The sequence below is a fragment of the Shewanella marisflavi genome (assembly GCF_023283925.1).
GTDB classification, from domain to species: domain Bacteria; phylum Pseudomonadota; class Gammaproteobacteria; order Enterobacterales; family Shewanellaceae; genus Shewanella; species Shewanella marisflavi.
This window is the reverse complement of record NZ_JAKIKX010000006.1, coordinates 221806-241979: the sequence shown is the minus strand read 5'-3', so window position 1 is coordinate 241979 and position 20174 is coordinate 221806. Positions and strand designations below refer to the sequence as shown.

General features: G+C 51.8%; 16 protein-coding genes. 1 reads left to right on the top strand and 15 read right to left on the bottom strand.

The genetic code is table 11. The features are described 5' to 3' along the window. Positions 1–496: 496 nt before the first annotated feature. Both secA and L2712_RS13885 read right to left on the bottom strand, forming a co-directional pair. Positions 497–3220, bottom strand: coding sequence for a preprotein translocase subunit SecA (secA, locus tag L2712_RS13890; RefSeq protein ID WP_248978113.1), 2724 nt, complete (start codon positions 3218–3220; stop codon positions 497–499). Positions 3221–3278: 58 nt separating this feature from the next. Continuing rightward, positions 3279–4178, bottom strand: a complete 900-nt coding sequence (locus tag L2712_RS13885) for a M23 family metallopeptidase (protein ID WP_033539393.1) — start codon at positions 4176–4178, stop codon at positions 3279–3281. 27 nt (positions 4179–4205) lie between these two features. Between L2712_RS13885 and L2712_RS13880 the strand changes: the two genes are divergently transcribed. Continuing rightward, the gene (locus L2712_RS13880; RefSeq protein WP_033539392.1) at positions 4206–4661 is read left to right on the top strand and encodes a DUF721 domain-containing protein; all 456 of its coding nucleotides are present in this window, start codon (positions 4206–4208) and stop codon (positions 4659–4661) included. A 2-nt stretch (positions 4662–4663) separates the two neighbouring features. Here L2712_RS13880 and lpxC read toward each other — a convergent pair whose 3' ends face one another. From lpxC to ftsL, 13 genes are all read right to left on the bottom strand, one after another. After that, positions 4664–5584, bottom strand: coding sequence for a UDP-3-O-acyl-N-acetylglucosamine deacetylase (gene lpxC, locus L2712_RS13875; RefSeq protein WP_033539391.1), 921 nt, complete (start codon positions 5582–5584; stop codon positions 4664–4666). A gap of 178 nt (positions 5585–5762) precedes the next feature. After that, positions 5763–6938, bottom strand: coding sequence for a cell division protein FtsZ (ftsZ, locus tag L2712_RS13870; RefSeq protein WP_033539390.1), 1176 nt, complete (start codon positions 6936–6938; stop codon positions 5763–5765). 33 nt (positions 6939–6971) lie between these two features. Then, positions 6972–8207 carry a cell division protein FtsA gene (gene ftsA, locus L2712_RS13865; RefSeq protein WP_033539389.1) on the bottom strand — a complete coding sequence of 412 codons (1236 nt, stop codon included), beginning with the start codon at positions 8205–8207 and terminating at the stop codon, positions 6972–6974. Between the two features lie 3 nt (positions 8208–8210). Continuing rightward, a complete protein-coding gene (locus L2712_RS13860; protein ID WP_248978112.1) occupies positions 8211–8975 on the bottom strand; it encodes a cell division protein FtsQ/DivIB in 765 nt (254 codons plus the stop codon). Between the two features lie 145 nt (positions 8976–9120). Further along, complete coding sequence (murC, locus tag L2712_RS13855) at positions 9121–10575, bottom strand: UDP-N-acetylmuramate--L-alanine ligase (RefSeq protein WP_033539387.1); 1455 nt, start codon at positions 10573–10575, stop codon at positions 9121–9123. Then, positions 10568–11662, bottom strand: coding sequence for an undecaprenyldiphospho-muramoylpentapeptide beta-N-acetylglucosaminyltransferase (murG, locus tag L2712_RS13850; protein WP_033539386.1), 1095 nt, complete (start codon positions 11660–11662; stop codon positions 10568–10570). The genes murC and murG overlap by 8 nt, the downstream gene beginning before the upstream one ends. Next, positions 11663–12877, bottom strand: a complete 1215-nt coding sequence (gene ftsW / locus L2712_RS13845; protein ID WP_033539385.1) for a cell division protein FtsW — start codon at positions 12875–12877, stop codon at positions 11663–11665. It abuts the gene before it with no gap. After that, complete coding sequence (gene murD / locus L2712_RS13840) at positions 12870–14201, bottom strand: UDP-N-acetylmuramoyl-L-alanine--D-glutamate ligase (RefSeq protein WP_248978111.1); 1332 nt, start codon at positions 14199–14201, stop codon at positions 12870–12872. The genes ftsW and murD overlap by 8 nt, the downstream gene beginning before the upstream one ends. Before the next feature lie 6 nt (positions 14202–14207). Next, positions 14208–15290: a phospho-N-acetylmuramoyl-pentapeptide-transferase gene (gene mraY, locus L2712_RS13835; protein ID WP_088905567.1), complete on the bottom strand. Its 1083-nt coding sequence runs from the start codon at positions 15288–15290 to the stop codon at positions 14208–14210. Beyond that, positions 15290–16660 carry a UDP-N-acetylmuramoyl-tripeptide--D-alanyl-D-alanine ligase gene (locus L2712_RS13830; protein ID WP_248978110.1) on the bottom strand — a complete coding sequence of 457 codons (1371 nt, stop codon included), beginning with the start codon at positions 16658–16660 and terminating at the stop codon, positions 15290–15292. The genes mraY and L2712_RS13830 overlap by 1 nt, the downstream gene beginning before the upstream one ends. Further along, the gene (murE, locus tag L2712_RS13825) at positions 16657–18126 is read right to left on the bottom strand and encodes a UDP-N-acetylmuramoyl-L-alanyl-D-glutamate--2,6-diaminopimelate ligase (protein WP_248978117.1); all 1470 of its coding nucleotides are present in this window, start codon (positions 18124–18126) and stop codon (positions 16657–16659) included. Before murE ends, L2712_RS13830 begins: the two co-directional genes overlap by 4 nt. Continuing rightward, the gene (locus L2712_RS13820) at positions 18123–19859 is read right to left on the bottom strand and encodes a peptidoglycan D,D-transpeptidase FtsI family protein (RefSeq protein WP_033539380.1); all 1737 of its coding nucleotides are present in this window, start codon (positions 19857–19859) and stop codon (positions 18123–18125) included. The genes murE and L2712_RS13820 overlap by 4 nt, the downstream gene beginning before the upstream one ends. Beyond that, on the bottom strand, positions 19856–20170 hold the full coding sequence (gene ftsL, locus L2712_RS13815; protein ID WP_033539379.1) for a cell division protein FtsL: 315 nt from the start codon (positions 20168–20170) through the stop codon (positions 19856–19858). Before ftsL ends, L2712_RS13820 begins: the two co-directional genes overlap by 4 nt. Positions 20171–20174 lie beyond the last annotated feature (4 nt).

The window sequence follows — 20174 nt, the reverse complement described above, 5'->3', positions numbered from 1 at the left end:
TGTACATATTGCTATGAACATTCATCGTTGCATTGAGATATAAATCGTTTTCGATTAACTCAACACCTGTGAATGTCCACACAGATTACTTGATAAATTGTTAAAGAGCGTTTAGCGCATCCCGGTAGTTCCGAGTGGCTAGGGCTGCGTATTCTACGCAATCCCGTGTTCGCGTCAAGCAGTTTTTGCAAACTTTTTGAGGCTTCACTTTTCAGTGACTGACCACCTTATCGCCTTAGCTACCAAGTGTTTCGACGCTGCGTTATCTGCTTTGCCGTGTCAGTGGATGCGCATTATAGGCAGTTCTGATTTGGGCGCAAGTGGTTTTTAACGAAAAATCAGACTTTTTTCGATCTTTTTAGATAGCCACATCATACACACCATTTACCCCCAAAGTTATCCACAAATAGGGGCTTTAGAGGGAGTTTGAGCCTCGCGCCAAGATCAAAAAAGCCATCCTAAGGATGGCTTTTTCTATTATAGCTAAACTAACTGATTAACTTAGCTTGCCGTGACACTGCTTATACTTGCGACCCGAACCACATGGGCATGGATCGTTACGGCCAACCTTTTCACCTTCACGGACAACCGGCTGAGTGCCGGCTAACGCTTGAGCTTCTTCGGCGCCAACGAGTGCTTCGGCTTGAGCATGTTGATAATCACGACGCATCTTAGCCTCTTCCTGGCGACGTCTCTCTTCCATCTCTTCGACATCTGATTGCGCTTGAACTTGTACTTTAGACAATACGCTGATCACATCATGCTTTAATGTCTCCAACATCTGCTGGAACAGCTCGAACGACTCACGCTTATATTCTTGCTTAGGATTCTTCTGTGCATAGCCGCGCAGATGGATACCTTGACGCAGATGGTCCATGGCTGCCAAGTGCTCTTTCCAGAGACCGTCCAGAGTTTGCAGCATCACAGCCTTTTCGAATTGACGCAGTACCTGGGCACCGACCATCTCTTCTTTCGCCTTATATGCCTTAGCCCACATCTCGACGATGCGCTCACGTAGGGTTTCCTCGTGCAGATCGTCTTCCTTATCTAACCACTCTTGAACAGGCATTCTTAGGGCGTACTCTTGCTCAAGACGGGTTTCAAGGCCAGCAACATCCCACAACTCTTCAACTGATTGCGGCGGAATGTATTGATCGATTAGACCGTTAACCACATCGGCCTGAATGTTAACGATAGTGTCTTCAATGCTTTCGGCATCCATGAGTTCGTTACGTTGAGCATAAACCACCTGACGTTGATCGTTGGCCACGTCATCGAATTCCAGCAATTGCTTACGAATATCGAAGTTACGCGCTTCAACCTTACGCTGGGCATTTTCAATCGCACGAGATACCCATGGGTGCTCAATGGCTTCGCCCTTTTCCATGCCAAGCTTCTTCATCATAGAGGAGACACGATCTGAGGCGAAGATACGCATCAAGCTGTCTTCCATTGAGAGATAGAAGCGTGATGAACCGGCATCACCCTGACGACCTGAACGACCACGAAGCTGGTTATCAATACGACGAGATTCGTGACGCTCTGTACCCAAAATATGTAGACCACCTGCTGCAACCACTTCATCGTGACGTACCTGCCAGTCAGCTTTGATCTTAGCTTTATGTTCGGCAGTTGGGTTGTCGAGCGCTTCGATCTCCATGTTCCAGTTACCGCCTAACACGATATCGGTACCACGGCCGGCCATGTTGGTTGCGATGGTTACCGCACCTTTACGACCCGCCTGGGCGACGATATCTGCTTCGCGCTCATGGAACTTAGCGTTAAGTACTTCGTGCGGGATCTTCGCCTTTATAAGCATGCTATGTAGCAGCTCAGACTGTTCAATCGAAACCGTACCCACCAACACAGGTTGACCACGCTCGCGACAATCTATGATGTCTTTAATAATGGCTTCATATTTTTCTTCCGCCGTGAGGTAAACCAAATCCGCATGGTCTTTACGCACCATAGGACGGTTAGTTGGAATAACGACAGTATCCAAACCATAAATATGTTGGAACTCGAACGCTTCGGTATCGGCAGTACCTGTCATACCGGCTAGCTTCTCATACTGACGGAAGAAGTTCTGGAAGGTGATAGACGCCAGCGTCTGGTTTTCATTTTGAATATGAACGCCTTCTTTAGCCTCAACCGCCTGATGTAGACCTTCTGACCAACGACGCCCCGGCATAGTACGACCCGTGTGTTCATCAACGATAATCACTTCGTTATCTTGAACAATATAGTCGACATCTTTTTCAAACAGGGTATGAGCACGCAGCGCGGCATTAACGTGATGCAGCAATGAGATGTTGGCTGCTGAGTAGAGTGAATCCCCCTCAGCGAGCATGCCGCGTTCGGTCAGCAGGACTTCTACCTTCTCCTGACCGCGTTCAGTCATATGGACTTGCTTGGCTTTTTCATCAATAGAGTAATCACCCTCACCAATCTCTTCCTCGGTATCTTCTTTCTCCTGACGGATAAGATGAGGGATCAGTGTGTTGATCTTAATATATAGCTCAGAGCTATCTTCTGCGGCGCCCGAGATGATCAGCGGCGTACGCGCCTCATCGATCAAAATAGAGTCGACCTCATCGATCAGTGCATAATGCAGTGGGCGTTGAACACGCTCGTTAGGCGAGAAGGCCATGTTATCGCGCAGATAATCGAAGCCAAATTCGTTGTTGGTACCATAGGTAATATCAGACGCATAAGCCATCTTCTTTTCGGCTTGGCCCATACCCGCGATATTGACGCCAACAGACATACCTAAGAATTCAAATAGGGGACGGTTATTTTCAGCGTCACGACGAGCCAGGTAATCGTTCACAGTGATCACGTGAACCCCTTTACCTGTCAGTGCATTCAGATAAGCCGGCAGGGTAGCAGTCAAGGTTTTACCTTCACCGGTACGCATTTCAGCAATACGGTTGCTATCAAGCACCATACCACCTAGTAGCTGCACATCGAAATGGCGCATATCGAACACACGCTTTGAGGCCTCACGCACAACGGCAAAGGCTTCTGGCATTACATCATCCAGCGTCTGGCCCGATTCTAATCGCTGCTTAAACTCAGCCGTCTTGGCCTTGAGCTCTTCGTCGGAAAGTTTCTCAAAATCCGCTTCGAGTGCATTAATCTTAGTGACAATCTTACCGAGAGTTTTAAGGGTGCGATCGTTACGACTACCAAATATTTTTGTCAGTAATTTACCAAACATCTGAACCACTTTTATGTTGTTGGCTAAGTCCCTGTCGAGTCCAAAAGCCTATTTTAGTTTAACCTGCCTTGCGGTAGACATACTTCTTTGGATCTATCTGCTGTCCACCACGCAACACTTCATAATGCACATGAGGACCGGTCGAGCGACCCGTGCTCCCCATTTTGGCAATACTTTCGCCTTTTGCGACCACATCACCTACAGCTACTGACAAAGACTTATTGTGTCCATAGCGAGTACGCAGACCATTACCATGATCTATCTCGACTAACTCGCCATAACCAAACATATTGCCTGCCCATGTTACGACGCCGCCAGCGGTGGCGACAACATCGGCTCCCTCTTTGCCAGCAAAGTCTATGCCTTTGTGCATGGTTCTGCGGCCGTTAAAGGGATCATTGCGTAAACCGTAGGGCGAAGATAACCAACCTTTCTGGATGGGACGCCCCGAGATATAACGTTCTTCATCTATATGGAGATTAGATGTCACCGTTTCAAGTAGTGATAATTGAACATTATTGTTATCTATTCGTGACACTAGCCTATCCATATCCTGAATAAGCTGATCGAGTTCGATGTTGCTGCCCAGTTCGCTCAGGCCGCCAACACCGACTTCTGAAGAGAAATCGAATTGATCTTCGAGTTTATAATCTTTGGCAACTTGCTGACCCAGAGCTTCAAGTCGGGCGACTTTAGCCTGCATTCTTGCGACATGGGTAACCAACATGGCTAATTGCGATTCGGTTGCGCCTTTAAGCTCGATGAGTTCATGCTTCTGCTCTTCGCGGGCAACACGCTCATTATCGACACTCGCCTGTTGTTGCTGGAGTTGTTTGGCATTGTGCTGATACAAGCCAGTGCCTGCGGCAATCAGCAATACAGGTAGCAATAACCAACGCTTACCCGGTTGCCAGCGCATAGCACCATTCCGACCTTGAATAAAAACTGTTACACTCATAGCCTCATTAAGCCATTTTATTATGTTATGAAAAAGCCCCCGCAGGACCTCAGTCAATTACTGCTTCAGCAGGGTCAACTTCCCTCTATAGCCGAAAAAGCAGAACTTCTGATCCACCTAGATCACTATGTTAAACAGGTGATCTCTGGTCCTGTCACGGAACAACTAAAAGTTGCCAACTTCCGTCAAGGTGTGCTCGTTATCGAAACTACCACCGCTGCATGGGCTGCAAGGATAAACTTTCAAAAACCCAAACTTTTACAACAGTTACAAGCCGAAACGCTACCCATGCTGTCCGCTATCGAGGTTAAAGTCAACCCAAGCTTGAAAATGTATGAGACAAAATCAAAGCAGGCTCACAACCAGATTAGCGAAACCGCCGCGGCGCATATCGAAGCCTTGGCTGAACATGTAGAAGGTTCCCTAGGCCAAAAACTAAAACGGCTGGCTGCTTTAGCCAGCCGTTCAAGGCAATCCAAATAGGCTTAGGCCAATACTGCACCGGTAGGTACAGCAAAACTGACTGGCACCTCTTCTTCTTTTTCGAAGCTGACCAATTCCCAAGCATCTTGCTCGGCTAACAGGGCACGTACTAACTGATTGTTCAGTGCGTGTCCCGTCTTAAAGGCACGGAATTCACCGACGATAGCATGACCTGCTACATACAGATCACCAAAAGCATCGAGAATTTTGTGCTTAACGAATTCATCCTCATAACGCAGACCATCGGGGTTGAGGACACGATATTCATCAAGCACAACGGCATTTTCCATGCTGCCACCTAACGCCAGGTTATTGGCTCGCAAATATTCGATGTCGCGCATAAACCCAAAGGTTCTCGCACGGCTGATATCGCGAACGAAAGCAGAAGATGAAAAGTCCATCACCATGTGTTGCTGACTTCTGGCAATTTCAGGATGGTTAAAATCGATTGCGAAATCGACTCTGAATCCCTTGAATGGACGCAGTTCGGCCCACTTATCACCATCTTCAACACGCACAGGGCGCTTAATTCTTAGATATTTCTTTGCTGCGGCTTGCTCCTGAATCCCTACCGACTGTAGTAGGAACACCCATGGGCTGGCACTGCCATCCATGATGGGGATCTCAGGGGCATCGACTTCAATCGTTGCATTATCGATACCTAAGCCCGCTAACGCGGCAAACAGATGCTCAATTGTTGAAATACGAACACCGTCGTCATTCACAAGCGCCGTACACATGGTCGTTTCACGCACTTGATCTGCCTTAGCGGCAATCGCCACACTCGGCGTCAAGTCGGTACGAACCAACACGATCCCTGTATTTACTGGCGCGGGTTTGATCGTCAAAGTCACCTTGTTACCGGAATGCAATCCGACACCGGTGGTCTTAACCATTTCTTTAACAGTTCTTTGAAAAATCATTTATTTACCCGTTATATCACAACCAAAAAGCGTCTATTTTTGCACAACAAAGCGGCGCACAAGGGCGCTGCAGGTCGGACATGCTAGCATATCTTTGCCAATTCACCAAAATTTACCGACGATAGTCGCCGTACACCATCCTGGTTAAGGCGGTGGCTAGCACTCCCAACCAGAAGCGCTAGTCAGCTTGCTTACGCAAAAATGCCGGTATATCTAAGTAATCAAGATCACTCTTAGGCGCAGCGGCCGCAGCAGGCTGTGCCACTTGCACAACATTACCCGCTCCCATTGCCTGTGGGACTGCTTCTTCCGGTGGAAGTTCAATCTTAACCTCAGGCGCTGGCGTAGGCTCAGGGCGCTGCGCAGGCTTAGAAACCAGTTGAATATCAGGCTTCTTTTCGGCGCCAATGCCGGTTGCCACAACCGTTACACGCAGTTCATCGCTCATCTCTGGGTCAATCACCGCACCCACAACCACAGTGGCATTGTCAGATGCATAAGCCTTAACATGGTTACCTACGGTCTCGAACTCTTCGATACTCATGTCCATGCCCGCCGTGATGTTAACCAGAACGCCACGAGCTCCTGCCAGATCGATATCTTCCAGCAATGGACTGGCAACCGCCGCTTCGGCAGCTTCTTCGGCGCGATCTTCACCGCTCGCCACACCTGTGCCCATCATGGCATTACCCATTTCAGACATGACCGTCTTGACGTCGGCGAAGTCGACGTTAATCAGACCAGGACGGGTGATTAGCTCGGCAATACCTTGCACCGCACCAAGCAGAACATTGTTAGCCGCAGCAAAAGCATCTAACAGTGAAGTACCGCGGCCTAATACCTTAAGTAACTTCTCGTTAGGGATAGTGATCAGCGAATCCACATGCTTAGCCAGCATCTCGATACCTTGATCCGCGTAAGCCATACGCTTCTTACCCTCAAACGGGAAAGGCTTAGTCACTACGGCTACGGTGAGAATTCCCTCTTCACGAGCGATCTCAGCCACCACAGGTGCAGCACCAGTACCCGTACCACCACCCATACCGGCGGCGATAAAGATCATGTCCGAGCCTTTGATTGCGCTGCGGATATTCTCTCTGTCTTCTTCGGCCGCCAGGCGACCAATTTCTGGGTTGGCGCCTGCGCCAAGTCCCTTAGTGACATCACGACCTAATTGAATGGTCGTGCCCGCCGCTGACTTTCGCAGCGCCTGGGCGTCAGTGTTGGTTGCAACGAACTCAACACCTTCGATATTGTGTTTCACCATATGCTCGACGGCGTTACCACCACCGCCACCGACACCGATGACCTTAATCACCGCCTCATCGGAATGACTATCCATGATCTCAAACATGGTCTTTTCTCCATTTAGTCTGCGTTATTAACCTTAAAACTCACCTTTAAACCAACTTTGGACCCGATTCCAAAGACTGGTCACCCCTTGACGCTCAGGGCGCTCGAACTGACGCTCAAGCACTCGTCTTGCACCATAATGTAACAACCCAACACCCGTGGAGTAGATGGGCTGGTTCACATATTCAAACAATCCTTTTACAGGTAATGGCTCGGCAACCCGAACAGGCATACCAAAGGTCGCTTCGGCGACATCCACAGCGCCTTCGATAGACGCAGTGCCACCTGTTAGCACGATACCGGCGGCGACCTGATCTTCCAGACCGCAATCTCTCAATTCTTTACGTACCAGTTCAAATAGCTCCTGATACCTAGGCTCAACCACTTCTGCCAAGGTGTGGCGAGACATGGTGCGCGACGGACGTCCGCCAACCGACGGCACTTCGATACTGTCTTCGCGGCTCACCATGGCGCTTCTGGCACTGGCGTATTGCACCTTAATCTGCTCGGCGTGTGACAGCGGCGTACGGAAGATCTTAGCGATGTCGCTGGTTACCTGGTTACCTGCCACTGGCACGACGGCGCAGTGACGCAATGCGCCATTGGTGTAGATGGTGATATCTGTGGTACCGCCACCCATATCCACTAAACAGACCCCCAGATCTTTCTCATCATCTGTTAATACCGCATCTGCCGAGGCGATAGCCGAGAACACTAAGTCATCCACTTTTAATCCGCAGCGCTCGACACTCTTGGTAATGTTTTTCGCCATATCGTTAGCACAGGTGACGATATGCACCTTGGCTTCCATCCGCATGCCAGACATACCAATAGGGCTCTTGATGCCGTCTTGCACATCGATGGCATACTCCTGCGGCAGCACATGTAAAATGCGGCGCTCAGTTGGGATCTTCACCGAGCGTGCAGTATGGATAACGTTGTCGACGTCTTCCTGAGTCACCTCTTCGTCGTTAATCGACACCATGCCGTTTTCGTTCTGACATTCGATATGCTTACCCGAGATCCCCAAGTAGACAGACGCCACCTGACAGTCGGCCATCAGTTCGGCCTGATCCAAGGCCCGCTGCACACTACGCACGATAGAGTCGAGGTCATTCACCCCGCCCTTGTCCATGCCTCGAGAGGGATGACTACCTAGGCCGACCACACTGATCTCGCCATCGGGTAACACCTCACCAATGATCACAGCAACCTTGGACGTTCCAATGTCTAATCCAACGATCAGATTTCTATCTTGATTCTTGGTCATTAATTAACGGCTCTCATTTTGTGCATCATCCCAACCTACGGCCAATCCGGTATCGTAGCGCAAATCAACTCTGGCAACGGGCTTATCCTGTTTCATCAATGTGGGATACACATGGATGAAGCGCTGCACCCTTGCCATCTTATCTTCCCGTCCCAGATTCAGCTCTATGCCATTTGCCAACACAGCTATCCAGGCATGTCTGGGACTCAACTCTAAACGGGTTAAATCAAACCCGTTAATCTTCAATAATTCACTCACCTGGCGATAGCTAGTCAACACTGACAACGCCTGATCTTCCGGGCCGACCAAGTTAGGCAATAGCCCTATGCCGTCCCGGTTGGGTGCCTTAAACACCTGCCCCTGCTCGTTAAGCCAATCTGTCTCGTTCCAGTGGGCCACAGGTTTCTGCTCGACCAGAAATACCTTTAACTTAGCTGGCCACTCTCGCCTCACTGAGGCGTGGTACACCCAGGGCAGATTTTCCAAGGCCTGCTGTACCTGATTCACATCGGCGGAGAAGAAGCTTCTCTGCATCAGATCCTGCAGCGCCGAGCGTATCTCTGCGTCGCTGGTGAACTGTCTATCACCTTTAATCGCGACCGCCTCGATAGGCAGAGCATCTGCGTCGTTGAGTACCAGATGCAGCTTCCAACCGCCTAGGGACAAACCGCACAGCACCAGGAAGAGAAAAATCAAGCCGAAACACAGATACCAATCGACCTGTTTCAACCTGTTTTTCCAACGGCTACCTAGCTCACTCCAGGACACTGCTTATCGCCCTAACACATCATTTAATGTATAAAAACCAATCAATTTACTACCAGAGGGCAGTTGTAAGTAACCGGGCATTATAACTACCTCACCTCTAGCGTCAAAAGCTTCATCTAGGCTAGGTGACTAAGCACCTTGCACCTCATTCCTTTTCCGACTCAAACTGCAAGCCAGCATCAGCCAGTTGGCGACTTAGGGCACCAATATTGCCCGCCCCCTGAGTCAACAGCAGGTCGCCATCTTGCAATATGCCAGGCAAAATCGCCTGTAGCTGCTCAGGCTCGGCCACAAAAATAGGATCGAGCTGGCCACGCTGACGAATCGAGCGGCATAGGGCGCGACTGTCAGCCCCGGGTACCGGCGCCTCTCCGGCGGCATATACATCAAGCAATAACAAGCAATCCACCTGGGCCAACACCTCGACGAAATCATCATAGAGATCTCGAGTGCGGCTATATCTGTGGGGCTGGTAGATCATCACCAGGCGCTTGTCTGGCCAACCTGAGCGTGCCGCCTTAATGGTTGCCGCCACTTCGCTAGGATGATGACCATAGTCATCGACCAGCATCACATCACCCGCAGAAGTGGCAAATTCACCCAGCTGCTGGAAACGTCGACCAATCCCCTGGAACTCTTCCAGCGCGCGGATGATCGCTTCATCCTCAATTTCATCTTCAGTGGCTACCGCAATTGCCGCCAGCGCGTTGAGCACATTGTGACGACCCGGCAGGTTCACACTTAGGTCAAGATCCACCATCCCTTCACGGCGCACGGTAAAGCGAGAGCTATAACCTTTCTGCTCGAAGTTCAGCGCCTGTACATCGGCATCGTCGCTAAAGCCATAGGTCACCACCTTACGGCCAATACGCGGCAATATCTCTCTCACCACGGGATCGTCGATACAAGCCACAGCAACACCGTAAAAAGGCAAGTTGTGCAGGAAGTCGACAAAGGTGGATTTCAACTTCTCGAAATCTCCCTCATAGGTGTCCATATGGTCGGCTTCGATATTGGTGACCACACTCACCATGGGCTGCAGATGCAAGAAACTGGCATCGCTCTCGTCAGCTTCGGCGATCAGATAGCGACTCTTGCCCAGACGTGCGTTGGTGCCGGCACTGTTAAGCAGACCACCGATCACGAAGGTCGGGTCTCGCTCGGCCTGACCATACACGCTAGCAATCAAACTCGTGGTGGTCGTCTTGCCATGGGTACCAGCCACAGCCACCCCATGACGGTAACGCATCAGCTCAGCCAACATCTCTGCTCGGCGAACGATAGGGATGCGCCGCTCCTGCGCGGCTAAAATTTCTGGGTTATTGGCATCGATAGCGGTAGAAACCACCACCACATCGACCCCTTCAACCTGATCGGCCTGGTGACCGATAAAAATGGCCGCGCCGAGTCGTTTCAGACGAGCCGTCACGGCATTCTCAGCGATATCTGAACCGCTAAGACGATAACCTTCGTTTACCAACACCTCGGCAATACCACCCATACCCGCACCACCTATTCCCACAAAATGGATGCGCTTAACGCGGCGCATCTCAGGGATAATGGTTCTTAATTGGGCGTACTTCTCTTCGGCTTTAATCATTTTTTTCCTTACTTGCCAGCGCGATACACACATTAGCGACCCGCTCTGTGGCATCTAATACAGCAACACTCTTGGCCAGTTGCCCCATCTCGACAAGGGCCTTACGATCTGATGCCAAGATCTGCAGCTTGCTGATCAATTTTTCACTAGTTAATACGGTTTGTGGCAGCAAGAAGGCGCCACCCGCTTCAACCAATACCTGTGCATTCTTAGTCTGATGATCATCCACCGCATGGGGATAAGGCACCAACAGACTCGGTAGCCCCACTGCCGCGACCTCAGATACCGTCAAGGCACCTGCGCGGCACAAAATCACATCGGCCCAACGATAGGCCGCTTCCATATCATCGATAAACTCGGCGACCTTGACGCTACCCGACTGACCGAGCTGTAAATACTCGGCTTCTACCTGCGCCTGATTGCCCTTGCCCACCTGGTGCCAAACTGTCATGGAATGCTGCTTAGCGACAGCCGCCGTCACGCTTGGCATCAGGTCGTTAAATATTTTTGCCCCCAGACTGCCACCGACAACCAATACCCTTAAGGCATCGTCTTGAGCACTGGGCACTTCGCTACGCCCAAGGGCGATCAGTTCGCTGCGGATGGGATTACCCACCACTTCAGCACCCGCTTCAAAGGTGTTATCAAAGGCACATAACACACGCGTCGCAATACGCGACAATAGCTTGTTAGTCATACCCGGAATAGCGTTTTGCTCATGGAGCACCAGCGGAATACCGCTAAGCTTGGCTGCCACGCCCCCAGGGCCACTGGCAAACCCCCCCATGCCGAGCACCACATCAGGCTTAAACTCTTTAATCACCTCACGCGCCTGCATGATGGAGCGCAAAATCTTAAAGGGGGCCGCCAACTTACGAATAAGCCCGTTACCGCGTACCCCTTTAATATCGATAAAGTCGATATCGAAGCCATGCTGGGGCACCAATCGTGCCTCCATACGATCGGCGGTGCCAAGCCAACGCACCTTCCAACCTTGCTTGGCCAACGCTTTGGCCACGGCTAACGCCGGGAAGACATGTCCCCCCGTGCCGCCAGCCATGATCAAAATACGTTTCTCTGAGACCATCTATTTCACCTTGCCTTGTACCGCCTGTATCAGGCTTAATCGTCTTTCATGGTCGATTCTAATTAATATCATTGCAGCCGCCGTCATCACCCACAGGCTACTGCCGCCATAACTGATAAAGGGCAGCGTCAACCCCTTGGTAGGCAACATGCCAATACTGGCTCCGACGTTCACCACTGTCTGGAAACAGATCCAGATGCCGATTGAGTAAGCCAGATAGCCTTCAAACGCCTTGTCTTGCAGCAGGCAAAGATTACCCAGCTTTATCGCTCTCAAGGCAACAAACAGCAGTACCGACAACACGGCAATAATGCCCAAAAAACCCAGCTCTTCGCCGATCACGGCAAAGATAAAATCGGTATGAGCCTCGGGCAGGTATTCCAGCTTCTGAATGCTGTTACCTAAGCCTTGTCCCAGCCAGTCACCACGGCCGTAGGCCATCAGCGACTGGGTAAGCTGATAACCGCTACCGAAGGGATCCTGCCAAGGGTCCAGAAACGAGGTCACCCGTCGCATACGGTAAGGTTCCAGTAATACCAGACCCACAAAGGCCATGGCACCGGTCAAGATCAGCGCGAAGAAATCGAGCAATCTTGCACCCGCTAAAAACAGCAAGCCCACTGTGCCGACAAACAGCACCACCACTGTCCCCAGGTCAGGCTGCAGCAGGATCAAAAAGGCATACACGGCAAACACGGCAATCGGCTTATAGAAACCTTTGGCGTTTTCCCGCACCTCCTGATGTCGCCGCACCAGATAGCCCGCCATGTAGATGGCAAAGGCAAACTTGGCCATCTCGGCCACCTGAATACGGATAGGCCCGACAGACAACCAACGGGTCGCACCATTTACCGTCGTGCCCACAATTGGCACTGCAACCAACATGATGCCAACAACCAAGAGCAAAATAGGGCTCAGCTGTTGCCACCTTTGCATTTCAACCTGCAGCACCACCGCTGCTATCAGGGCACATCCCAATAGGTAGGCCACATGGCGCCACACAAAGTGGAAAGGGTTACCCGTTAAACTTGTGGCCTCTGGCATAGAGGCCGACATCACCATGATGAAGCCGAAGCTTATCAGGGAGATAATCGCGAACAGTAATGCTCTGTCATAGAGCTGCATGCCCGGCGCTTCACGTTGACTAAACAGGTTGGGCAGCGTCCAACTCAGGGAGCTACCAAACAGGCTTAGTTGACGCTCATCGCTACGCATGCACCACCTCATCGTTAAGTGCAGCTACCTGAGCACGAAAATCATCACCCCTGGCCATAAAATTGCTATACATATCCAAGCTGGCACAGGCTGGCGATAGCAGCACGATATCTCCCGGCTTAGCAAGCTGCGCCGCTTGAACGACCGCCTCTTGCATAGTCTCGACCCGAATCGCCCCATCAAACTGCTCGGCAATTCTGTCACCATCCTGACCTAGCGTGATCACTTGACTGACCCCCGTCAGAGCATGGCGAAGCACAGAGAAATCGGCGCCCTTACCGTCACCACCGGCGATCAAAATGATCTGCCCCTCATGGTCACTCAGCCCTTGCAAAGCCGCTAGGGTAGCGCCCACATTGGTCGCCTTAGAATCGTTTACGTAGCTTACGCCCTGATGTTTTGCGACCAGCTCACAGCGGTGCGCCAGGCCTTTGAAGCGCTTTGCTACGTCGACCATGACCGCCTTTGCGATTCCGGCACTATCTGCCAAGGCCATGGCGACCAACAGATTGGCCTGATTATGACTGCCGACCAAAGCCACCTGATCGCAGGCCACATATTCGGTTGCACCATGAACTAAAACGCCATGGCTAACGCCCCACTCATCCCCTTCGGGCAGCGAAAGACCAAAGCTGTTTTGATTCATCGGTTCGTTAGGACGGGTCAGCAGATCGTCTCGATTAAAAATCGCCAGCTTGGTCTGATCGTACAAGCGCAGCTTGGCCTGACGATAGCTCTCAAGATCTGAATACCTGTCCATATGATCTTCACTGATGTTCAGACAGGTGGCGCTGATACAATTAAGGCTTGAGGTGGTTTCTAACTGAAAACTCGACAACTCAAGTACATACAGATCATGATTGCCCTCAAGCAGATCAAGCACTGGCACACCGATATTGCCGCCAACGGCATAATTGAGTCCGGCAGCAGCCGCCATCTCACCCACCAGGGTGGTGACCGTCGACTTGCCGTTTGAACCGGTAATGCCGATCACACAGGCTTCTCTCCCCTGCAGAGCTCTGGCAAACAGCTCGACATCGCCAACAATATCGATCCCCATATCCACGGCGGCGCGCACTTCGGCGGTATCCAAGGGGATCCCTGGGCTTACAACAATCTGGCTGGCCTGCACCAGATAACGACAATCGAAGCCTCCGGTCAGCAACAACACCTCAGGGAACTCTTGCGTCAAGAGCTCGCGTCCCGGAGGATTCTCGCGGCTATCCATCACCAGCGGCGTAATGCCTTGCTTAGTTAAATAACGCACAACCGACAGCCCAGTGGCGCCGAGTCCCAATACTATGTGTGTATACTGACTGGCCATGGTGTCTTACCTTAACTTTAAGGTTGCTAAGCCTAGCAACACCAAGAAGAGAGAGATGATCCAGAAACGCACGATCACCCTAGGCTCAGGCCACCCTTTCAACTCATAGTGATGATGAATAGGTGCCATTCTGAAAATACGCTGACCGCGCAGCTTGTATGAGCCGACCTGCAAAATCACAGAAACCGTTTCCATCACAAATACGCCGCCCATGATCACCAAGAGGATCTCCTGACGCACCAATACGGCGATAGTACCCAGTGCTGCGCCCAGAGAGAGCGAGCCCACATCGCCCATGAAGACTTGTGCCGGATAAGTGTTGAACCACAAGAAGCCTAACCCCGCACCGACGATAGCAGTGCAGACGATCACCAGCTCACCCGAGCCCGGCAAATATGGAATATGCAAGTAGTTGGCAAACTGCACGTGACCCGACAGATAAGCTATCAAGGCGAAGGCTGCCGCCACCATGACGGTCGGCATGATCGCCAAGCCGTCCAGACCATCGGTCAGGTTCACCGCGTTGCTCGAACCGACGATGGTGAAATAGGCCAGCAGAATAAAGAAGCCACCCAGTTGCGGCATCACATCCTTAAAGAAGGGCACCACCAGCTGTGTCTCACCGGGACTCCCAGCTGAGGCATAGAGATAGAAGGCGATCGCCAGCGCGGCCAAAGATTGCAGAATATATTTCCAGCGGGCGATAAGCCCCTTAGTGTCCTTGCGTACCACTTTACGATAGTCATCGATAAAGCCTATCAGACCAAAGGCACCTAGCACGAAAAGCATGACCCACACATAACGGCTACCCAGGTCGCCCCAAAGCAAGACGCTGATAAAGACCCCTGCCAAGATCAACAAGCCACCCATGGTCGGCGTGCCGCGTTTAGCAAAATGAGACTCAGGCCCTTCATTGCGCACCACCTGACCTATCTGCAACAATTGCAAACGCTCGATCATCTTGGGCCCCCACCACAGGCTAAACACCATGGCGGTCAACAAGCCTAAGATGGCCCTGAAGGTCACATAGGAAAACACATTAAACCCAGAGTAGAACTGGGTTAAATAATCAGCCAGATAAACCAGCATTAAAACAACTCCTTGCGCTCAAAGGCGGCAATTAAGGCCTCGATAACCCGCTCCATTTTGGCGCTACGAGACCCCTTAACTAACACAGTGACGTTTCCGGCTAACTGGTTAAAATAACTAACTAAATCAATAACCAATGCATCTAAATCGGTAAAGTGCTTGCCAGCGAATGCTTCGCTGCTCGCCCGACTCAACTCTCCTAGCGAATACAAGGCATCGATCCCCTGCAACTTGGCTTTTTCACCCAGCTGCCGATGTAAAAGGGACGCATTGTCACCCAATTCGCCTAAATCGCCCAGTACTAAACAGCGATTTCCTTCAATTTCTTGAAGCCAGTCGATGGCGGCACCGACAGAGGCCGGATTGGCATTATAGGTATCATCGATCAACAGAAAGCGCCCAAGACGAGTCGGCTGCATCCGGCCTTTTACAGGCTTTAACTGCTTAAGCCCTTGAACTATCTCTTCAAGTGACAAGCCTAATGCCAAGCAAATACTGGTCGCCGCCAGGGCATTGCTGACCTGATGACGTCCCGATAGCGGCAGGCTCACCTGACGTTGCTCATCACGATAACTGAGGGTAAAGCGATAGCAGCCCAGAGCATCTGCCGTTAGGTCGCTAGCCACAACATCGGCTGGATGACCCTGACAGGAGAAACTGAGCTGGGTATAAGCGCTGGCCGCACTACGCATCACATCGGCAAATGCGTCGTCGGCATTGATCACTGCTACACCATCCTTAGCGAGATGAAGGAAGATCTCTGATTTCGCCTTGGCCACCCCTTGTAGTGAGCCAAAGCCCTCTAGATGCGCCGAGGCGACATTATTAACCATTGCCACATCGGGTTGCACTAAAGATGAAGTGTAATTAATTTCGCCGAGATGATTTGCACCTAATTCGAACACGCCATACTCATGCTGAGGTTCGAGACGCAACAAGGTTAAGGGCACGCCCACTTCGTTGTTGAAATTACCCGCGGTATAAAGCACCTGGTGTTTAACCGATAAGATGGTCGCCACCATCTCCTTGACGCTGGTCTTACCGTTTGAACCGGTCAAGGCGACACTCTTAGGCGCCACGCACTGTTTCACATGGGCACCTATTTGTCCCATGGCTTTCTGACTGTTCACCACGATAAGCTGAGGCGCTGCTATTGGCAGTTCACGCTCAACCAACAGGGCAATGGCGCCATCCATCACCGCCTTATCGGCAAAATCATGGGCATCGAAACGCTCACCCTTAAGGGCGACAAATAAGGTCTGGGCGTCCACCACTCGGCTATCGCTAGACACCTTAGTCACAGTAAGATCTTCACCAATATGCTTGGCACCCAGTACCTTGGCTAAATCTGAAAGACGTAAAGGGATCATAGGCCCTCCTTTGCAATCGATGCTGCCAGAGCGCGCTCATCATAGTCGAGACGAGTACCGGCGATCTCCTGATAGGTTTCATGGCCTTTTCCTGCCAGCAAAATCAGATCGCCTGACGAAGCTAGCGTCACGACTTCGCGGATCGCCTGTTGCCTATCCACTTGAGTCAGTGCCACCTTTGGCTTATCGAGTCCGGCGAGCACATCGTCAATAATGGCCTTAGGATCTTCACTGCGGGCATTATCACTGGTCACCATGACGCAATCGGCATTGGCCTCGGCGGCACGTGCCATCAAAGGACGCTTGCCCTTATCACGATCTCCACCACAGCCAAAGACGCACCATAACTTGCCACGGCAATGACCACGCAGCGCCCGTAGCGCCTGTTCTATGGCGTCGGGTGTATGGGCATAATCCACAACTAAGGTAACGCCATCTTGAGTGGTAAAACGCTCCATGCGTCCCGCCACAGGCTGTAAGTGACCCACCTTGGTCAGCAGCTGAGGCATGGAATATCCACTCAGATACAGGGCGCCTAATGCCGCAACCAGGTTAGACAGGTTAAAAATGCCCAATAAGGGCGAGTCGATCTTGGCTTGGCCTTCGGGCCAGACTAAGGTGGCGCTGACCCCTTGGCCATGCTGCTTCACCTCTTTGGTATAGATGGAAGCGCCTTCCTGCCCTTGAATACTAAAGCCCACCAGCCCCTTGCAGCGTTTATCCTGCATCCACTGGCGGCCTATTGGATCGTCTAAGTTAATCAGACCATGACTTAACGAACTGAACCTGAACAGGCGCTGCTTGGCCGCGCCGTAAGCATCCATGGTGCCGTGATAATCGAGGTGATCACGACTGAGATTAGTAAAGACAGCCACATCGAATGGCACGGCATCGACACGCCCCTGAACTAAACCATGACTGGAAACTTCCATGGCGCATACTGCGGCGCCCTGACGGTCAAAATCTTGAAGCTGACGCATCACGGTAATCGCATCGGCCGTTGTGTTACCACTATCGACCAGATGGCCCCAAAGGCCGTTACCTAGAGTGCCCATCACGGCGCTTGACCGCCCTAGGCTGTCGCTGAGCTGAGCAATCAGCTGAGTCACGGAGGTCTTACCGTTGGTGCCTGTCACGCCAATAAGCTTGATCCGCTCCCGCCCTAGGCTATAGAGCTGAGAGGCGAGCGCCGACAGCTGTCGCTGCAACTGAAAGAAATAGATACGCAGGCCGTTGCCTTGCGACACCAGGCCATGTTGCTCAGGGTCATCGGTATGGATCAGCGCGGCGACAGCACCTTGAGACAGGGCCTTATCGACAAACTCACGCCCGTCGACTCTGTGACCCGGCAACGCCACAAATACGCTGCCTTGACCAATCTCTCGGCTATCGAGCGTCAAGTGAGTCAGTGACTCACCGCCAGCATAATGAAACCAGGGGGCTAGGAGATCGCTTAACAGCATTATTCGCCCCTCCTGACATTACCGGCCAACTGAATTTTTTCACGAGCACTGATTGGCTCAACGTTTAACATCTGTAGTGCCCCTGACATCACTTTGGCAAACACTGGAGCGGCCACATCGCCGCCATAATAACGATCGCCCTTAGGCTCATTGACTACCACCACCATGGCAAGCCTTGGGTTGTGAACTGGTGCCACGCCAGCAAACAGGGCGACATAATCTTCGCCATAACCACCTGCCACCGCCTTACGCGCGGTTCCTGTCTTACCTGCTACAGGGTAGCCATCGATATGCGCCTTCTTGGCGGTGCCACCTGGTTCTGTCACGCCGATCAGCATCTGCATCACGTTGCGCGCCACCTCTGGAGAGATCACCTGCTGACCTTCAGGGGCCTTTTGAAGCTTGAGGATCGAAGAGGGATATAACACACCGCCGCTACCCAGCATGGCGTACATACGCGCGATCTGCAGCGGCGTCACAGTGAGGGCATAACCAAACGACAGGGTCGCCCGCTCAAAGTCAGACCAACGACGGCGGTCATGGATAAGGCCTGCGCTTTCACCAGGCAGGTTGATGCCTGAATAGTTACCCAGCCCCATGGCCTGGTAGTAACCCAGCAACTCCTGTACCGGCATAGATAGGGCAATCTGAGTCATGCCGACGTTACTGGAGTGCACCAAGACATCACCGAGGGACATGTCGCCATAGTTGCGACCGTCGCGCACTATCTTTCCGCCGATACGCACGCGGCCAGGGTGAGTTTTAAAGATCTGATCGTCCTTGATGGTGCCGGCCTCTAACGCCGCTGCAACCACGAAAGGCTTAATGGTCGAACCCGGTTCATAGGCGTCGGTCAAGGCACGGTTACGCATGCGATAACTCTGCAGATTATCGCGGGAATTAGGGTTATAACTTGGGGTATTAGCCATAGCCAATACTTCACCTGTGTGCACGTCGAGCACCACGATAGAGGCCGAGGTAGCCTGGTTGATCTCGGTCGCACGCTTGATCTCACGATAGGCCAGCTGCTGAATGCGCTGATCGATACTTAGCACCAAATCGTTAGAGCTTTCACCCGTCTGCACCATATCGAGACGCTCTACCACGTGACCATCACGTGATTTACGTACCTTGTGCTTGGTCGGCGTGCCAGTAAGCCAGTCGTTATAGGTGCTCTCTATCCCTTCGATACCGACATCATCAATATTGGTCAGGCCAACCAGCTGCGCGCTAATCTCACTGGTGGGGTAGTAACGACGCGACTCGGCTTTAAGGTAAACGCCCGGTAACTTGAGCTGCTTAATATACTCGGCCACCGCTGGGGTGACTTGTCTTTTGAGGTAGGTGAAACGTTTCTTGGGATTAGACTGAACCCGCGCCAGGATCTCCTCCTTGGGCTCGTGCAACACATCGGCTAATGCCTGCCAGCGGCGCATATCCGCAAAACCGTTGCGATCGTGCACAACCTTGGGATCGGCATAAACCGCCTTAACTGGCACACTTACCGCCAGCATCTCGCCATTACGATCTGTGATCATGCCGCGATGCACTTCATTACTCGTGGTGCGCAGGGTGCGCATGTCGCTCTCGTGACGCAGCTTTTCCGGCTCGATGATCTGAATATAGGCGGCGCGGCCCACCAAGCTGGTAAACAGCAGACACACAAAACCGACCACGACGTGTAGACGCCAGTGGATCAGCTGTGGTTTCTGTTTACGTTTCGCCTGTTTGCTCATGGTACTCTCACCACCACTTCTTCGTTGGGTAACGGCCGCTTCATCTCCAGCTCTTTTGTGGCAATCCGTGTCACCCTGCTATGTTCCGACTGCGACTGCTCTTCCAGCAAGAGGTTGCGCCATTCAATATCCAAGCGGTCGCGCTCCTGCAGCAACTGATCCCACTGGCTGGTGTACTTGCGACTGGTATGGCTGGTGTATACCACCAAAACAGCATTCGCAATCACAATAAAAGCCATCAACAGCACCCACTTATGGTGCCAAAGATCGAGTAATACGATACGAGTCAGGTTGAGTTGTGACTTACTCACTGGC

What these genes read in the sequence shown, in the direction of transcription:
- secA (WP_248978113.1), bottom strand. Translation starts at nt 3,220, where the DNA reads ATGTTTGGTAAATTACTGACAAAAATATTTGGTAGTCGTAACGATCGC.
- L2712_RS13885 (WP_033539393.1), bottom strand. Translation starts at nt 4,178, where the DNA reads ATGAGTGTAACAGTTTTTATTCAAGGTCGGAATGGTGCTATGCGCTGG.
- L2712_RS13880 (WP_033539392.1), top strand. Translation starts at nt 4,206, where the DNA reads ATGAAAAAGCCCCCGCAGGACCTCAGTCAATTACTGCTTCAGCAGGGT.
- lpxC (WP_033539391.1), bottom strand. Translation starts at nt 5,584, where the DNA reads ATGATTTTTCAAAGAACTGTTAAAGAAATGGTTAAGACCACCGGTGTC.
- ftsZ (WP_033539390.1), bottom strand. Translation starts at nt 6,938, where the DNA reads ATGTTTGAGATCATGGATAGTCATTCCGATGAGGCGGTGATTAAGGTC.
- ftsA (WP_033539389.1), bottom strand. Translation starts at nt 8,207, where the DNA reads ATGACCAAGAATCAAGATAGAAATCTGATCGTTGGATTAGACATTGGA.
- murC (WP_033539387.1), bottom strand. Translation starts at nt 10,575, where the DNA reads ATGATTAAAGCCGAAGAGAAGTACGCCCAATTAAGAACCATTATCCCT.
- murG (WP_033539386.1), bottom strand. Translation starts at nt 11,662, where the DNA reads ATGGTCTCAGAGAAACGTATTTTGATCATGGCTGGCGGCACGGGGGGA.
- ftsW (WP_033539385.1), bottom strand. Translation starts at nt 12,877, where the DNA reads ATGCGTAGCGATGAGCGTCAACTAAGCCTGTTTGGTAGCTCCCTGAGT.
- murD (WP_248978111.1), bottom strand. Translation starts at nt 14,201, where the DNA reads ATGGCCAGTCAGTATACACACATAGTATTGGGACTCGGCGCCACTGGG.
- mraY (WP_088905567.1), bottom strand. Translation starts at nt 15,290, where the DNA reads ATGCTGGTTTATCTGGCTGATTATTTAACCCAGTTCTACTCTGGGTTT.
- L2712_RS13830 (WP_248978110.1), bottom strand. Translation starts at nt 16,660, where the DNA reads ATGATCCCTTTACGTCTTTCAGATTTAGCCAAGGTACTGGGTGCCAAG.
- L2712_RS13820 (WP_033539380.1), bottom strand. Translation starts at nt 19,859, where the DNA reads ATGAGCAAACAGGCGAAACGTAAACAGAAACCACAGCTGATCCACTGG.